Below are 15,693 nucleotides of genomic sequence, written 5' to 3'. Positions count from 1 at the left end.
TTCGGTTAGCGATGGGCGCTAGGTGCGGCTAGGGCACGGGCGGCGGCGACATCCGCATTGATCGCCGTTTTCAACGCCTCGAGGGAGGCGAAACGCTGCTCTTCACGCAGCTTTTGGTGGAAAACCACCGTCAAACGCCGGTCATACAGATCACCGGCAAAATCCAAAAGGTGAACTTCCAGGTGGGCCTTGCCATCACCTGCAACCGTGGGCCTGACGCCTATATTGGCGACTCCCGGCCACGATTGGCCGTCGATGTCGACGCTCACCAGGTAAACCCCGGTCAGCGGCACACGACGGCGCTTGAGCTGCACGTTGGCGGTTGGCGTGCCCAGTTGGCGCGCCAGCTTCTGGCCGTGCAATACCCGCCCGGCAATGCGGAACGGGCGACCGAGCAAACGCTCGGCCAAGGCGAAGTCGGCAGCGGCCAGGGCATTACGCACCTGGGTACTGCTCACGCGCAGGCCGTCCAGTTCGACGGTTTGCGCGGCTTCGACGGTAAAACCCTGGGTTACGCCGGCGTGCTGCAGAAAATCGAAATCGCCGACCCGATCACAGCCGAAACGGAAGTCGTCGCCGACCTCCAGGTGCTGTACGCCCAAGCCATCCACCAGGATACGGTCGACGAACTCGGCGGCGCTGAGGCTGCGCAAACGCTGGTTGAAGGCCAGGCACAGCACACGGTCCACGCCCTCCTCGGCCAACAGTTGCAGCTTGTCGCGCAAGCGGGCCAGGCGCGCTGGCGCGGTTTCCGGGGTAAAGAATTCCCGCGGCTGTGGCTCAAAAATCACCACGCAGCTGGGCACGCCCAACTCGACCGCACGCTCGCGCAGCCGGGCCAGGATAGCCTGGTGGCCACGGTGTACACCGTCAAAGTTGCCAATAGTGGCGACGCAGCCCCGATGCTGGGGGCGCAGGTTGTGGAGACCTCGAACCAGCTGCATAACGCGCTTCTTGCTCATAAAGTGGTCGATTATAACCACACCCGGCCCCGGATCACAGGCAACAGCGCAGGGCAAAATGGATGGAATCGATAAAACACCGGTTTTATCGCGGCAAACTCGCTAACCCAGCGCCTTGCGATTGAAATCCCGCAGGCGGAAACCTTGCAGCAGCAACATCCCGAAGTACACCACCACGCCCGCCACCACCAGCACGCCCAGGCGCAAGAAACGCTCGAGCATATGGCCTTGATCCCAGGCCGGCATGAAGTGCATCAGACCCAGCAATACCGCCGACATCATCGCCACCGCCACCAGCAGCTTGAGGGCAAACATGCCCCAGCCAGGCTGCGGCTGGAACATCTGCTGTTTGCGCAGTTGGTAAAACAGCAGGCCGGCATTGATACAGGCACCGGCGCTGATGGCCAGGGCCAGGCCGGCATGCGCCAGCGGACCGATGAACACCAGGTTGAGCAGTTGCGTGACGATCAGCGTGAAGATCGCGATCTTCACCGGCGTGCGGATGTTTTGCTGGGCGTAGAACCCCGGCGCCAGCACTTTGATCACGATAATCCCAAGCAGACCGACCGAGTAAGCGATCAGCGCGTGCTGAGTCATCAAGGCATCGTGCGCGCCGAATTGCCCGTACTGGAACAACGACACCGTCAGTGGCTCGGCGAGGATTCCCAGGGCCAGCGAGCACGGCAACACCAGCACGAAGCACAGGCGCAGGCCCCAATCGAGAATGCGCGAGTATTCATGGCGGTCCTTGCTCGCGTAAGTACGCGCCAGCGTCGGCAGCAGAATCGTGCCCAGGGCCACGCCGAGGACGCCGGACGGCAGCTCCATCAAGCGATCGGCGTAGTACATCCACGACACCGAACCGGACACCAGCAATGAGGCGAACGCGGTGTTGATGATCAGGGAAATCTGGCTGACCGACACCCCGAGGATCGCTGGCAGCATATTGCGCATCACGCGCCAGACGCCGGTGTCCTTGAGGTTCAGGCGCGGCAACACGAGCATGCCGATCTTTTTCAGGTGCGGCAGTTGGTAGAGCAATTGCGCCAGGCCGCCGGCCAGGACGGCCCAGCCCAGGGCCATGACCGGTGGATCGAAGTAAGGCGTGAGGAACAGCGCGAAAATAATCATGCTGACGTTAAGCAGGGTCGGCACGAACGCCGGCACCGAGAAACGGTTCCAGGTATTGAGGATGGCGCCAGCCAGGGATGACAGGGAAATCAGCAATATGTAGGGGAAAGTCACCCGCAGCAGATCAGTGGTCAGCGCGAATTTTTCCGGCGTATTGGCAAAACCGGGCGCCGTGGCCCAGATCACCCACGGCGCGGCGAGCATGCCGATCACAGTCACCAGCATCAGCACCAGGGTCAGCAAGCCCGAGACATAGGCAATGAATGTGCGGGTCGCCTCCTCGCCCTGCTGCGTCTTGTATTCCGCCAGAATCGGCACGAACGCCTGGGAAAACGCGCCCTCGGCGAAGATCCGCCGCAACAGGTTGGGCAGTTTAAAGGCAATGAAGAACGCATCCGTGGCCATGCTGGCGCCGAAAATGCGTGCCAACAAGGTGTCACGCACAAACCCCAATACCCGGGAAATCATCGTGATTGAGCTGACGGCAGCCAACGATTTGAGCAGATTCATTGAAAGAGTTTGCGCCTATAGATAAAGAGCAGGCGAACTACGCGCCTACTTATGCGATACTGCGCGCCTGCAACAGCACAGCGCCAAAGCTCGCGAGTTTACAGGTCAAGCGCCGGAAATAAATCACCCGCCTCTTCAGATCGACCACTCAGCAGTTCGCATCAACCGCCCTTGACAACCCATCAACTCATCGGCATGATTCGCGGCCTATTTTGTTTGCTATTTCCTAAAAAGTCTTTCGAGGAGCTCGACGGTGGCCAACACACCTTCCGCCAAAAAACGTGCAAAACAGGCTGAGAAGCGTCGCAGCCACAACGCCAGCCTGCGTTCCATGGTTCGTACCTACATCAAGAATGTAGTTAAGGCCATTGACGCAAAAGACGCTGAAAAAGCTCAAGCTGCTTACGTTCTGGCTGTGCCAGTTATCGACCGTATGGCCGATAAAGGCATCATCCACAAGAACAAAGCTGCTCGCCATAAAGGTCGCCTGAACGGCCACATCAAGGCTCTGAACCTTGCTGCTGCAGCCTAAGCGATAAACTGCCACGCAGGTTTACCTGCGTAACAGTTAAGAAATGCCCCGTACCGAAAGGTCCGGGGCATTTTTGTTTGGGCGCCATACATCTTTATTGCACGCACAAAAAAACGCCCCGAACCAGTCGGGGCGTTTTTGCTACCACCTGATCAAAACATCGATCAATGGTGATGACCGCCTTCACCGTGGACGTGGCCGTGAGCGACTTCTTCCTGGGAAGCGTCGCGGATGGCAACGATCTTCACTTGGAAGTTCAGGCGCTGGCCTGCCAGAGGGTGGTTACCGTCGACAGTGACGTCGTCGCCGTCCAGATCACGGATGGTGACGATCTGCATTTGGCCGTCCGGCGCGGAAGCGTGGAACTGCATGCCCACTTCCAGTTCGTCGACACCTTCGAACATGCTGCGGCTCAGGGTGCTGACCAGTTCGGCGGAGTATTCGCCGTAAGCATTTTCAGGCTCTACGACAACGGTCAGTTCATCACCGACGCTCTTGCCGACCAGGGCGTTTTCCAGGCCCGGGATAATGTTGCCTGCGCCTTGCAGGTAGACCAGCGGCGCGCCGCCGGCTGAGCTGTCGATGACCTCACCAGCGTCGTTGGTCAGGGTATAGTCGATGGAGACAGCCTTGTTAGCGGCGATCGTCATGGGGCGAGACCTTTTGCATAAGAATGAAGAACGGACAAGTCTAAACAAGGATTTGCCCGAAAGCGAACAGAACCCGGACGGACGGGACCAATCAACGGCCGTCGTCATCATCGGATTCCACCAGGACGACGACCGGCACTGGGTTGCCGAGCTGTCCTGCGGCCACACCCAGCACCTGCGCCACCAGCCGCCCTGGCAATCGCGCGCCTGGGTGCTCGACCCCGCACGCCGCCTGGAAAAAATAGGCCAGCCCTTTGCCTGCGGCTGGTGTGCGCAGGAGCGCGAATAACGATAACCTTGGCGCCTGATTCCCGGTAGGCACTCAACCATAGAGCGCCACCGAAGCCATGCACCTCCAGAGAATTCGCATGCAGACTTTTTTTATCGCGCCCACCGATTTTGGTGTGGGTCTGACCTCTATCAGCCTTGGGCTGGTCCGCACCCTTGAACGTGCCGGGTTGAAAGTCGGCTTCTTCAAACCGATTGCCCAGCCGCACCCCGGCGACACCGGCCCCGAACGCTCCACCGAACTGGTGGCGCGCACCCACGGCCTCAAACCGCCGCAGCCCCTGGGCCTGGCCCATGTCGAGCGGATGCTCGGCGACGGCCAGCTCGACGAGTTGCTCGAAGAAATCATCACCCTGTATCAGCAGGCCGCCGTGGGCAAGGACGTGCTGATCGTCGAAGGCATGGTGCCGACCCGCAGCGCCAGCTATGCGGCGCGGGTCAACCTGCACCTGGCCAAGAGCCTGGATGCGGAAGTGATCCTGGTCTCGGCGCCGGAAAACGAAGTGCTCACCGAGCTCTCCGGCCGCGTGGAGCTGCAGGCCCAACTGTTCGGCGGCCCGAAGGACCCGAAAGTGCTCGGCGTGATCCTCAACAAGGTACGCACCGATGAAAGCATGGAGGCCTTCTCGGCGCGCCTCAAGGAGCATTCGCCGTTGCTGCGCAGCGGGGATTTCCGCCTGCTCGGCTGCATTCCTTTCCAGCCCGAACTCAACGCGCCGCGCACCCGTGACGTCGCCGACCTGATGAGCGCGCAGATCCTCAACGCCGGGGATTACGAAACCCGGCGCATGACCAAGATCATCATCTGCGCCCGCACCATGCGCAACACCGTGGAACTGCTCAAGCCGGGCGTGCTGGTGGTGACACCGGGTGACCGCGACGACATCATCCTCGCCGTCAGCCTGGCGGCGATCAACGGCGTGCCCCTGGCCGGCCTGCTGCTGACCAGCGACACCCTGCCCGACCCGCGCATCATGGACCTCTGCCGAGGCGCGTTCCAGGCCGGGTTGCCGGTGCTGTCGGTGAGTACCGGTTCCTATGAGACAGCGAACCTGCTCAACAACCTGAACAAGGAAATCCCCATCGATGACCGTGAGCGCGCCGAGATCATCACCGATTTCGTCGCCAGCCACCTCGATGCGCGCTGGCTGCACCAACGCTGCGGCACGCCACGGGAGATGCGCCTGTCGCCGGCAGTGTTCCGCTACCAGTTGATCCAACGCGCCCAGGCCGCCAACAAGCGCATCGTCCTGCCCGAAGGCAGCGAGCCGTTGACCGTGCAAGCCGCCGCGATCTGCCAGGCCCGCGGCATTGCCCGCTGCGTGTTGCTGGCCAAGCCGGCGGACGTCGAAGCGGTCGCCCGCGCCCAGGGCATCGAATTGCCCGAAGGCCTGGAGATTCTCGACCCGGACCTGATCCGCGAGCGTTATGTCGAACCGATGGTCGCGTTGCGCAAAAGCAAAAGCCTCAACGCGCCGATGGCCGAACAGCAGCTCGAAGACACCGTGGTGATCGCGACCATGATGCTCGCCCTGGATGAAGTCGACGGCCTGGTCTCCGGCGTTATCCACTCCACCGCGAACACCATCCGCCCGGCCCTGCAACTGATCAAGACCGCGCCGGGCTGCACCCTGGTGTCGTCGGTGTTCTTCATGCTGTTCCCCGAACAGGTGCTGGTGTACGGCGACTGCGTGATGAACCCGCACCCGAGCGCCGCCGAACTGGCGGAAATCGCCCTGCAGAGCGCCGATTCGGCGGCCGCGTTCGGTATCACCCCGCGGGTGGCGATGATCAGCTATTCCAGCGGTGAGTCGGCCAGCGGCGAAGAGGTGGAAAAGGTCCGCGAAGCCACCCTGCTCGCCCATGAACAGCAAAGTTCGCTGCTGATCGACGGCCCGTTGCAATACGATGCCGCCGCCAACGAAACCGTCGCCCGGCAACTGGCGCCCAACAGCCTGGTGGCGGGCAAGGCCACGGTCTTCGTGTTCCCCGACCTGAACACCGGCAACACCACCCACAAGGCGGTACAACGCAGCGCCGATTGCGTCAGCCTCGGGCCGATGCTCCAGGGCCTGCGCAAACCGGTGAACGACCTGCCGCGCGGCGCCCAGGTCGACGACATTGTGTACACCATCGCCCTGACCGCGATTCAAGCCGCCAACCGACCTATGGATATCTAAATGCTGGATTTTCTACCTGCCGCCGTGCGCGGGGTAATCGCGTCGTTGCTGCTGGCGCTGAACACGATCCTGCTGTGTTCGTTCCTGTTCATCGTCGCACTGTTCAAGGCCCTGCCGTTCGCCAAACGTTTCAGCGAATGGCTGATGAACCACACCCATGAAGCCTGGATCAGCAACAACAAGGCGTGGATGAACCTGGTACGGCGCACCCGCTGGCACCTCAAAGGCCTGGAAGGGCTGGACTACCAGCACTCTTATCTGGTGACCAGCAACCACCAGAGCTGGGTCGACATCATGGTCCTGCAATACGTGCTCAATCGCCGCATTCGCCCGCTGAAGTTCTTTCTCAAGCAGGAACTGATCTGGGTGCCGGTGATTGGCCTGGCCTGGTGGGCGTTGGGCTTTCCGTTCATGAAGCGCTACTCCAAGGCCTACCTGGAAAAACACCCGGAGAAGAAAGGCAAGGACCTGGAAACCACCCGCAAGACCTGCGCTAAGTTTCGCGCCAACCCTGTGGGCATTTTCAACTTTGCCGAAGGCACGCGGTTTACCGTCGGCAAGCATGCGCAGCAGAAGTCGCCGTTTCGCTACCTGCTCAAGCCCAAGGCTGGCGGTATCGCGTTTGTGCTGGATGCCATGGGTGAGCAGCTCAAGTCATTGGTCAATGTGACCATCCACTACCCCGCCGGGCGCCCAGGCTACTGGGACTTGTTGTGTGGGAATGTGCAGGACGTGGTGGTGCAGTTCGAAGAGGTGCAGATTCCGGCCGAGTTCATTGGCAAGAATTATGAGCAGGATAGCGAGTATCGGCTGGCGTTCCAGGCCTGGATCAACCGGTTGTGGGAAGACAAGGATGCGCTGCTGAAACAGTTGCACACCGACTACCCAGGCCGCCACTGATCAAAAGGTGGGAGGGGGCTTGCCCCCGATAGCGGTGGTTCAGTCACCCGATGCTCTGACTGACACTCTGCAATCGAGGGCAAGCCCCCTCCCACATTTGACCGAGCCCGATCTTGAGGATGTGAAAAAGCCCGCCACCGATCACTCGGTGGCGGGCTTTTTTGTAGCGGCGAGGTTTAGATCGCGCCGCGCTGACGCAACAGCTCCAGCACTTGCTTGACGCTGTCTTCCAGCGACAGGGCCTGGGTGTCGATCACCAGATCGGCATTCAACGGCACGTCGTAGGGGAAGGACTCGCCAGGGATGTTATCCCCACCGGCCGCGTACAAGCCTTGTGGATCGCGCTCGGCGCACACCAGCGGCGAAGCCTGCACGTAGACCGTCAGCAAGCGGTCGGCACCGATCAGTGCCTTGGCCTGTTCACGCCCTTCGGCATCCGGCGCAACGAACGCGGCCAGGGTCAGCAGGCCGGCTTCGTTGAACTGGCGTGCGACGTGAGCCGCACGACGCCAGTTCTCGGTACGCCCGACGCGATCCTGCGGCAAGCCTTTGTTCAGGTCGTGGCGCAGGTTCTGGCCATCCAGTACAAACACCGCGCGGCCCATGTCGAACAACTTGCGTTCAACCGCATAGGCCAGGGTGCTTTTGCCGGCGCCCGACAAGCCGCTGAACAACACGGTGGCCGGCTGCTGGCCGAAGCGCTGGGCGCGCTCTTCGGTGGCCACATGGGCCAACTTGCCGTGCTGCGCGGCGCTGCCGTGGCTGACCGGCGGCGCGATGATCATGCCCGCGGCCACGGTGCCATTGGTCAAGCGGTCGATGACGATGAACGCGCCGGTGGTGCGGTTGCTCGCGTAACCGTCCAGGGCGATGGCGGCGTCGAGGCTGACCTTGACCCGGCCGATTTCGTTCAACTGCAGCGAACTCGCCGGGCCTTCGGCCAGGGTGTTCACGTCCACGCGATGCACGATGCTGGTGATGGAACCCGGCACGTAGCTGGTGGCGCGCTTGATGTCGTATTTCTTGCCCGGCAGCATCGGCTCTTCGGCCATCCACACCAGCATGGCGTCGAAGGCGTCGGTCACTTGCGGCACGTTGTCGGCATGCACCAGCAGGTCGCCACGGGAGATGTCGATCTCGTCTTCCATGGTCAGGGTCACGGCCTGGCCGGGACCGGCGTGTTCCAGTTCACCGTCGAAGGTGACGATGGATTTGACGCGGCTGCTCTTGCCCGACGGCAGCACCACGACTTCGTCGCCCTTGTGGACGATGCCGCTGGCCAGGGTGCCGGCGAAACCGCGGAAGTTCAGGTTCGGACGGTTGACGTACTGCACCGGGAAACGCAGGTCGGTGTAGTTGCGGTCGTTGGCGATCTCGACGGTCTCGAGGATCTCCATCAGCGACTGGCCGGTGTACCACGGCGAACGCTCGCTCTTGTTCACCACGTTGTCGCCCTTGAGCGCCGACATCGGCACGAACGCCATGGTGCTCGGCTTGAAGGCGATACCGTCGGCGAACTTCAGGTAGTCGGCCTTGATCTGCTCGAATACGCCTTCGTCGAAACCGTTGAGGTCCATCTTGTTGATGGCGACCACGATGTGCTTGATGCCCAGCAACGAGGCTATGAAGCTGTGGCGACGGGTCTGGGTCTGCACGCCGTAGCGCGCGTCGACCAGGATGATCGCCAGGTCACAGGTGGACGCACCGGTGGCCATGTTGCGGGTGTACTGCTCATGGCCGGGGGTGTCGGCGATGATGAATTTACGCTTGGCGGTGGAGAAGTAGCGGTAGGCGACATCGATGGTGATGCCTTGCTCGCGCTCGGCCTGCAGGCCGTCGACCAGCAGAGCCAGGTCGATGTCGTCACCGGTGGTGCCGACCTTCTTCGAATCGCGGGTGATGGCTTCCAGGTGATCTTCGTAGATCATCTTGGAGTCGTGCAGCAGGCGCCCGATCAGGGTGCTCTTGCCGTCGTCGACGTTGCCGCAGGTCAGGAAGCGCAACATTTCCTTGCGCTCGTGCTGGCCCAGGTAGGCGAGGATGTCCTCGCTGATCAAATCAGATTGATGCGACATGACAACCCCTTAGAAATAGCCTTGACGTTTTTTATCTTCCATCGAGCCGGCACCATCGTGGTCGATGACCCGGCCCTGGCGCTCGGAAGTTCGCGTCAGGAGCATTTCCTGAATGATGTCCGTCAGCGTCTCCGCTTCGGACTCCACCGCGCCCGTCAACGGGTAGCAGCCAAGGGTACGGAAACGGACTTTCTTTTTGACGATGCGGGCTTTGTCTTCGTCGGACAGGTGCTCGAGGATGCGGTCGTCGTCGATCATGATCAACGTGCCGTTCTTCTCGATCACATCGCGCTCGGCGGCGAAGTACAGCGGCACGATCGGGATGCCTTCCAGGTAGATGTACTGCCAGATGTCCAGTTCGGTCCAGTTGGACAGCGGGAACACACGGATCGACTCGCCCTTGTTGACGTTGCCGTTATAGACGTTCCACAGCTCCGGACGCTGGTTTTTCGGGTCCCAGCGGTGCTTGCTGTCGCGGAACGAGTACACGCGCTCTTTGGCACGGGATTTCTCTTCATCGCGACGGGCACCGCCGAAGGCTGCGTCGAAACCATACTTGTCCAGGGCCTGCTTGAGGCCTTCGGTCTTCATGATGTCGGTGTGCTTGGCGCTGCCGTGGGTGAACGGGTTGATGCCCTGCGCCACACCGTCCGGGTTGACGTGGGTGATCAGGTCCAGGCCCAGTTCTTCAACCATGCGGTCGCGGAACGTGTACATCTCCTGGAATTTCCACTGGGTGTCGACGTGCATCACCGGGAACGGCAGCTTGCCCGGGAAGAAGGCCTTGCGTGCCAGGTGCAGCATCACGGCGGAGTCTTTACCGATCGAGTAGAGCATCACCGGGTTGTCGAACTCGGCGGCGACCTCGCGGATGATGTGGATGCTTTCCGCCTCCAGCTGTTTCAGATGCGTCAGTTTGTCGACCATGGCTACTCACGGAAAAACGATCTTATGGACGGCCAGCGGGCCGTGTTCGAGCGAGGCATGCTAGCACAGCACCTGCTTCTATTCAGGGCGCCGACTAGATCGAAACGGTATATGGATATGCCCCGAGGTTTGGCGGCGATGGGCGGCCGAACCCTCCCAAATGTGGGAGGGTGGTGTGCGTTAGATCGGGTTGGGACAATCGATGAACAAATGCTCCAGGGCGAAACGCCGCGCCAGGTAATCGCCCAACGCCTGCACACCGTAACGCTCAGTGGCGTGATGGCCGGCGGCGATAAAGCTGATGTCGTTTTCGCGGGCGCTGTGGAAGGTCTGTTCGGAGGCTTCGCCGCTCAGGTACAGGTCGACGCCGGCCGCAATCGCCTGGTCGATGTAACCCTGGCCACCGCCGGTACACCAGCCGACGCGGCGGATCATCTCGCTGCCTTCGATCAGCAGCGGCTCGCGCCCCAACACGCTCTGCACGCGGCGGGCGAAGTCACGCGGCGACAGCGGCTCGGCGAGAGAGCCGACCAGCCCGACGATCTTGAGGTCGGCCGGGTCCAGCGGGCCTTCGACGGTGATGTCCAACTGCCGAGCAAGCTGTACGTTGTTGCCGACCTCGGCGTGCAGGTCCAGCGGCAGGTGGTAGGCCAGCAGGCTGATGTCGTGCTTGAGCAGGGTCTTCAGGCGGCGCTGCTTCATGCCGGTGATGCACGGGTTCTCGCCCTTCCAGAAATAACCGTGGTGGACCAGCACCAGGTCGGCCTGGGCTTCGACGGCGGCGTCGAGCAATGCCTGGCTGGCGGTGACGCCGCTGACGATACGCATCACCTGCGGGCGCCCCTCGACCTGCAGGCCGTTGGGGCAGTAATCGGCAATTTTTGCGCTGCCAAGGTAGCGGTCCGCTTCCTCGACGAGGGTGCTCAAAGCAACGGCCATAAAAGACTCCTAAATATCCCGTTCCGAGGCGCTCGCAGCCTCGTATAATGCGCGACATTATGGGCGCTCCCCCGCCCCCTGCAACCTGTCAGGACTTACTTGATGCTCAAGGCACTGCGTTTTTTTGGATGGCCATTGCTGGCTGGCGTGCTGATCGCGATGATGATTATTCAGCGTTACCCCCAGTGGGTGGGCTTACCGAGCCTTGATGTGAACCTGCAACAGGCCCCGCAAACCAATACGATGGTGCAAGGCCCGGTGACCTACGCCGACGCCGTGGTCATCGCCGCCCCTGCGGTGGTCAACCTGTACACCACCAAGGTCGTCAACAAGCCGGCGCACCCGCTGTTCGAAGACCCGCAGTTCCGCCGCTATTTCGGCGACAACAGCCCCAAGCAGCGACGCATGGAATCCAGCCTGGGGTCCGGGGTGATCATGAGCCCGGAAGGCTACATCCTCACCAACAACCACGTGACCACCGGTGCCGACCAGATTGTGGTAGCCCTGCGCGACGGCCGCGAAACCCTGGCCCGCGTGGTCGGCAGCGACCCGGAAACCGACCTCGCGGTGCTGAAGATCGACCTGAAAAACCTGCCCGCGATCACCATCGGCCGCTCCGAAGGGCTGCGGGTCGGCGATGTCGCGCTGGCCATCGGCAACCCGTTCGGCGTCGGCCAGACGGTCACCATGGGCATCATCAGCGCCACCGGGCGTAACCAGTTGGGCCTCAACAGCTACGAAGACTTCATCCAGACCGACGCCGCGATCAACCCGGGCAACTCCGGCGGCGCGCTGGTGGATGCCAACGGCAACCTGACCGGCATCAACACGGCGATTTTCTCCAAGTCCGGCGGCTCCCAGGGCATCGGTTTCGCGATCCCGGTCAAGCTGGCGATGGAAGTGATGAAGTCGATCATCGAGCACGGCCAGGTGATCCGTGGCTGGCTGGGGATCGAAGTGCAGCCGCTGAGCAAGGAACTGGCCGAGTCGTTTGGCCTGACCGGGCGCCCGGGCATCGTGGTCGCCGGGATCTTCCGCGACGGCCCGGCGCAAAAGGCCGGCCTGCAACTGGGCGATGTGATCCTCAGCATCGACGGCGAACCGGCCGGTGATGGCCGCAAGTCGATGAACCAAGTGGCGCGGATCAAGCCGACCGACAAGGTCACGATCCAGGTGATGCGCAACGGTAAAGAGCTCAACCTGACGGCGGAAATCGGCCTGCGCCCACCGCCCGCGCCGGTGACGGAAGAGGAATAACCCGCGCCCTCCGGGTGCCCGTTCGCGGGCACCTGTAAGCACATATTTCAGAACCGAACCGCTTACATAATGACATGTTATATTGTTTCAATATCGCCATTGGAACGCTCTATCATGTCGCCTCGCACGTTTCCCCCCTTGGCTGGCCTGGCCTTGGGTTTGCTGCTGGACCCCGCCTGCGCCGAAGACACCCGCATTGAACTGGACGCCATCAGCGTCACCACCGACGCCTACGAATCCGCCACCGGCCCGGTCAACGGCTATCGCGCCACCCGCTCCGCCAGCGCAACCAAGACCGACACCGCGCTGCGCGACATCCCGCAATCCATCAGCGTGATTCCCGCCAACGTGCTCAAGGACCTGGGCAGCACCGACGTGGAACGCGCCCTGGAATTTGCCGGCGGCGTCTCCAAGCAGAACAACTTCGGCGGCCTCACCTTCTACGAATACAGCGTGCGCGGCTTCACCACGTCGGAGTTCTACCAGGACGGCTTCAGCGCCAACCGCGGTTACCCGAGCACGCCGGACGCCGCCAATCTCGAACGCATCGAAGTGCTCAAAGGCCCCGCCGCCAGCCTGTACGGGCGCGGCGATCCCGGCGGCACGGTGAATATCGTCACCAAGAAACCCCAGCCCGACGCGTTCACCACCCTGCAAACCAGCGCCGGCAGTTGGGACCGCTATCGCACCGCGCTGGACGTGAACACCCCGCTCGACAGCGAAGGGCAACTGCTGACACGGGTCAACCTGGCGGTGGAAGACAACCATAGTTTCCGCGATCACGTAGACGCCAAGCGGGTGTTCGTCGCGCCGTCCTTCAGTTGGCAACTGGCCCCCGACACGCACCTGCTGGTGGAAAGCGAATTCGTGCGCCACCGCTCCACCTTCGACCGCGGCATCGTCGCGCCGCGCGGCATGTCGCGCTCCACCTTCCTCGGCGAGCCCAACGACGGCGACATCAACAACCACAACAACCGCCTCCAGGCCACCCTCGAACATCACCTCAACGACACGTGGGCCCTGCGCCTGGCCAGCCATTACAAACAAGGCAGCCTGTGGGGCGACGCTTCGGAAAACCGCGCGCTGAACAGCGACGGCCACACCGTCAACCGCCGCTACCGCGAACGCTCCATGGGTTGGCACGACAGCATCACCCAACTGGAACTGCGCGGTCTGTTCGACATCGGTCGTTGGCAACACGAGTTGCTGATCGGCACCGAGTACGAGGACTACCGCAAGAAGGAACGCGTGACCGCCATCGCCGGCAGCCCCTACGCGATCGACATCTACAACCCGGTCTACGGCCAGCCCAAACCCAATGGCGAGCGCTCCGGCACTGACTTCTCCGAACAGGTAAAAAGCCAGGCACTGAACCTGCAAGACCAGATCGTCTTCACCGAACGCCTGCGCGGCATGCTCGGCGCGCGCTTCGAGCACTTCGAGCAACACACCGACGACTTCACCCGTCATCACGCCAAGAGCCGCCAGACCCACGACGCCCTGACCCAGCGCGCCGGCCTGCTCTACCAGCTCACGCCTGAAGTCGGGGTGTTCGCCAACGCCTCGACCTCATTCAAGCCGAACAACGGCCTGGACGCTGGCGGCAAATCCTTCAAGCCTGAAGAGGGTGTGGGGTATGAAGTGGGGATCAAGAGCGAGCTGTTCGACGAGCGCCTCAGCGCCACCCTCGCCGCGTTCCACATCGAGAAGGAAAACGTGCTGGCCGTGGACCCGGCCACCGACACCCAACGCGCCATGGGCAAGGCACGCAGCCAAGGGTTTGACCTGCAACTGAGCGGGCAACTGAGCGAGGCGGTGCGCGTGATCGGCGCGTTCGCCTACATCGATGCCGAAGTGACCAAGGGCGATAAAGCCATCCCCACCGGCAGCCGCATTCTCGGCGTGGCCAAGCGCAGCGGCAGCCTGTTGGGCGTGTATGAATTCCAGGACGGCACGTTGCGCGGTTCAGACGTGGGCGCGGCGTTCACCTATGTCGGTGATCGCTCCGGTGAAGCCGGCGGCAGTTTCGAACTGCCCGCTTATCACACCGTGGACCTGCTGGCGCATTACAAAGCCACCGACAACGTCACCGTGGGCCTGAACCTTAACAACCTGTTTGATGAAAAGTACTACGAACGCGCCTACAGCAACTATTGGGTCAGCCCCGGTGAACCGCGCAACTTCACGGTCAGCCTGACCCTCAACCTGTAACACGGTCAAACCTGTGGGAGGGGGCTTGCCCCCGATAGCGCTACAACAGTCACCTCACCCAGTGACTGGCAAACCGCTATCGGGAGCAAGCCCCTTCCCACATTACAGTGCCACGGGGGCCCGCTCGCACAGGGTGTTAAGCGCCACCGCCCACTGCTCGCTGTCATTCAAGCACGGCACCAGCACCAACTCCTCGCCGCCCGCTGCGCGGAATTGCTCCCGGCCACGGTCGCCGATCTCTTCCAGCGTCTCGATGCAGTCGGCCACGAACGCCGGGCACATCACCAGCAGCTTTTTCACGCCTTGCTGGGCCAACGCTTCCAGGCGTGCCTCGGTGTAGGGTTCGATCCACTTCGCCCGGCCCAGGCGCGACTGGAATGCCACCGACCATTTGCCGTCCGGCAGCCCCATGCGCTCGGCAAAATTGCGGGCGACGCTGAAGCACTGCGCGCGGTAACACGTGGCAAGCACCTGCGGCGAAGCGTTGCGGCAGCAATCGGCATCCTTGAAGCAATGCGCGCCGGTAGGGTCGAGCTTGGTCAGATGGCGCTCGGGCAGGCCGTGGAAACTCAGGAGCAGGTGGTCGTACTCCTGCGCCACGTAAGGCCGCACGCTCGCCGCCAACGCATCGAGGTACTCCGGCTGATCATAGAACGGTTGCAGGATCGAGAACTGCACCTTGAGCTTCTTGTCGCGCACCACCCGCTGAGCTTCTTCAATCACCGTGGTCACGGTGCTGTCGGCGAACTGCGGGTACAACGGCGCCAGGGTGATTTTCTGAACGCCCTGGGCGGCCAGGCGCGTCAGGGTCGTTTCAAGGGACGGCTCGCCATAACGCATCGCCAGCTCCACCGGACCCTGGGTCCACTGCGCAATCATTTTCTGCTGCAGGCGCTGGCTGAGCACCACCAGCGGAGAGCCTTCCTCCCACCAGATCGAGGCATAGGCATGGGCCGACTGTTCGGGACGCTTGATCAGGATCAGCGACACCAGCAAGCGCCGCACCGGCCACGGCAGGTCGATCACGTAAGGGTCCATCAGGAACTGATTGAGGTAGCTGCGCACATCGGCCACCGAAGTAGACGCCGGTGACCCCAGGTTGACCAGTAACAACGCGTGATCCGTCATGCA

The 15,693-nt window shown here is 62.1% G+C and carries 13 protein-coding genes; 6 read left to right on the top strand and 7 right to left on the bottom strand.

Annotated features, from left to right (window positions below; genetic code table 11):
• Positions 1 to 5: 5 nt before the first annotated feature.
• Both ribF and murJ read right to left on the bottom strand, forming a co-directional pair.
• A complete protein-coding gene (gene ribF / locus JN756_RS04000; protein WP_017845491.1) occupies positions 6 to 944 on the bottom strand; it encodes a bifunctional riboflavin kinase/FAD synthetase in 939 nt (312 codons plus the stop codon).
• A 120-nt stretch (positions 945 to 1,064) separates the two neighbouring features.
• Complete coding sequence (gene murJ, locus JN756_RS03995) at positions 1,065 to 2,603, bottom strand: murein biosynthesis integral membrane protein MurJ (RefSeq protein WP_169865178.1); 1,539 nt, start codon at positions 2,601 to 2,603, stop codon at positions 1,065 to 1,067.
• Positions 2,604 to 2,856: 253 nt separating this feature from the next.
• Between murJ and rpsT the strand changes: the two genes are divergently transcribed.
• A complete protein-coding gene (rpsT, locus tag JN756_RS03990) occupies positions 2,857 to 3,135 on the top strand; it encodes a 30S ribosomal protein S20 (protein WP_003215870.1) in 279 nt (92 codons plus the stop codon).
• A gap of 164 nt (positions 3,136 to 3,299) precedes the next feature.
• Here rpsT and JN756_RS03985 read toward each other — a convergent pair whose 3' ends face one another.
• Positions 3,300 to 3,785 (bottom strand): FKBP-type peptidyl-prolyl cis-trans isomerase, encoded by a 486-nt coding sequence (locus tag JN756_RS03985; protein ID WP_017845493.1) that lies wholly within the window; start codon positions 3,783 to 3,785, stop codon positions 3,300 to 3,302.
• Between JN756_RS03985 and JN756_RS03980 the strand changes: the two genes are divergently transcribed.
• The 3 genes from JN756_RS03980 to yihG all read left to right on the top strand — a co-directional run bounded on the left by JN756_RS03980 (position 3,784) and on the right by yihG (position 7,153).
• The gene (locus JN756_RS03980; protein ID WP_046384743.1) at positions 3,784 to 4,074 is read left to right on the top strand and encodes a DUF3565 domain-containing protein; all 291 of its coding nucleotides are present in this window, start codon (positions 3,784 to 3,786) and stop codon (positions 4,072 to 4,074) included. The genes JN756_RS03985 and JN756_RS03980 overlap by 2 nt on opposite strands.
• A gap of 79 nt (positions 4,075 to 4,153) precedes the next feature.
• Positions 4,154 to 6,253 carry a phosphate acetyltransferase gene (gene pta / locus JN756_RS03975; protein WP_046384744.1) on the top strand — a complete coding sequence of 700 codons (2,100 nt, stop codon included), beginning with the start codon at positions 4,154 to 4,156 and terminating at the stop codon, positions 6,251 to 6,253.
• Positions 6,254 to 7,153 (top strand): 1-acylglycerol-3-phosphate O-acyltransferase, YihG family, encoded by a 900-nt coding sequence (gene yihG, locus JN756_RS03970; RefSeq protein ID WP_046384745.1) that lies wholly within the window; start codon positions 6,254 to 6,256, stop codon positions 7,151 to 7,153.
• Between the two features lie 176 nt (positions 7,154 to 7,329).
• Here the strand turns inward: yihG and cysN are convergent, their stop codons facing one another.
• The 3 genes from cysN to JN756_RS03955 all read right to left on the bottom strand — a co-directional run bounded on the left by cysN (position 7,330) and on the right by JN756_RS03955 (position 11,094).
• Complete coding sequence (cysN, locus tag JN756_RS03965; RefSeq protein ID WP_046488067.1) at positions 7,330 to 9,228, bottom strand: sulfate adenylyltransferase subunit CysN; 1,899 nt, start codon at positions 9,226 to 9,228, stop codon at positions 7,330 to 7,332.
• Between the two features lie 9 nt (positions 9,229 to 9,237).
• On the bottom strand, positions 9,238 to 10,155 hold the full coding sequence (gene cysD / locus JN756_RS03960; protein WP_010565604.1) for a sulfate adenylyltransferase subunit CysD: 918 nt from the start codon (positions 10,153 to 10,155) through the stop codon (positions 9,238 to 9,240).
• 180 nt (positions 10,156 to 10,335) lie between these two features.
• On the bottom strand, positions 10,336 to 11,094 hold the full coding sequence (locus JN756_RS03955; RefSeq protein WP_128191605.1) for a Nif3-like dinuclear metal center hexameric protein: 759 nt from the start codon (positions 11,092 to 11,094) through the stop codon (positions 10,336 to 10,338).
• A gap of 102 nt (positions 11,095 to 11,196) precedes the next feature.
• Here JN756_RS03955 and algW point away from each other — a divergent pair, with 102 nt between their 5' ends.
• Complete coding sequence (gene algW / locus JN756_RS03950; RefSeq protein WP_017845499.1) at positions 11,197 to 12,351, top strand: Do family serine endopeptidase AlgW; 1,155 nt, start codon at positions 11,197 to 11,199, stop codon at positions 12,349 to 12,351.
• A 114-nt stretch (positions 12,352 to 12,465) separates the two neighbouring features.
• The gene (locus JN756_RS03945; RefSeq protein WP_201021801.1) at positions 12,466 to 14,562 is read left to right on the top strand and encodes a TonB-dependent siderophore receptor; all 2,097 of its coding nucleotides are present in this window, start codon (positions 12,466 to 12,468) and stop codon (positions 14,560 to 14,562) included.
• Between the two features lie 102 nt (positions 14,563 to 14,664).
• Here the strand turns inward: JN756_RS03945 and hemH are convergent, their stop codons facing one another.
• Positions 14,665 to 15,690 (bottom strand): ferrochelatase, encoded by a 1,026-nt coding sequence (hemH, locus tag JN756_RS03940; protein WP_079442826.1) that lies wholly within the window; start codon positions 15,688 to 15,690, stop codon positions 14,665 to 14,667.
• Positions 15,691 to 15,693: the final 3 nt, after the last annotated feature.

This window comes from Pseudomonas sp. Y39-6 (assembly GCF_023651955.1).
Classification (GTDB): Bacteria; Pseudomonadota; Gammaproteobacteria; order Pseudomonadales; family Pseudomonadaceae; genus Aquipseudomonas; species Aquipseudomonas veronii.
The sequence above is the reverse complement of the archived record's forward strand: the minus strand, read 5'-3'. Positions and strand labels throughout refer to the sequence as shown.

What these genes read in the sequence shown, in the direction of transcription:
- ribF (WP_017845491.1), bottom strand. Translation starts at nt 944, where the DNA reads ATGCAGCTGGTTCGAGGTCTCCACAACCTGCGCCCCCAGCATCGGGGC.
- murJ (WP_169865178.1), bottom strand. Translation starts at nt 2,603, where the DNA reads ATGAATCTGCTCAAATCGTTGGCTGCCGTCAGCTCAATCACGATGATT.
- JN756_RS03980 (WP_046384743.1), top strand. Translation starts at nt 3,784, where the DNA reads ATGGGGCGAGACCTTTTGCATAAGAATGAAGAACGGACAAGTCTAAAC.
- JN756_RS03985 (WP_017845493.1), bottom strand. Translation starts at nt 3,785, where the DNA reads ATGACGATCGCCGCTAACAAGGCTGTCTCCATCGACTATACCCTGACC.
- pta (WP_046384744.1), top strand. Translation starts at nt 4,154, where the DNA reads ATGCAGACTTTTTTTATCGCGCCCACCGATTTTGGTGTGGGTCTGACC.
- yihG (WP_046384745.1), top strand. Translation starts at nt 6,254, where the DNA reads ATGCTGGATTTTCTACCTGCCGCCGTGCGCGGGGTAATCGCGTCGTTG.
- cysN (WP_046488067.1), bottom strand. Translation starts at nt 9,228, where the DNA reads ATGTCGCATCAATCTGATTTGATCAGCGAGGACATCCTCGCCTACCTG.
- cysD (WP_010565604.1), bottom strand. Translation starts at nt 10,155, where the DNA reads ATGGTCGACAAACTGACGCATCTGAAACAGCTGGAGGCGGAAAGCATC.
- JN756_RS03955 (WP_128191605.1), bottom strand. Translation starts at nt 11,094, where the DNA reads ATGGCCGTTGCTTTGAGCACCCTCGTCGAGGAAGCGGACCGCTACCTT.
- algW (WP_017845499.1), top strand. Translation starts at nt 11,197, where the DNA reads ATGCTCAAGGCACTGCGTTTTTTTGGATGGCCATTGCTGGCTGGCGTG.
- JN756_RS03945 (WP_201021801.1), top strand. Translation starts at nt 12,466, where the DNA reads ATGTCGCCTCGCACGTTTCCCCCCTTGGCTGGCCTGGCCTTGGGTTTG.
- hemH (WP_079442826.1), bottom strand. Translation starts at nt 15,690, where the DNA reads ATGACGGATCACGCGTTGTTACTGGTCAACCTGGGGTCACCGGCGTCT.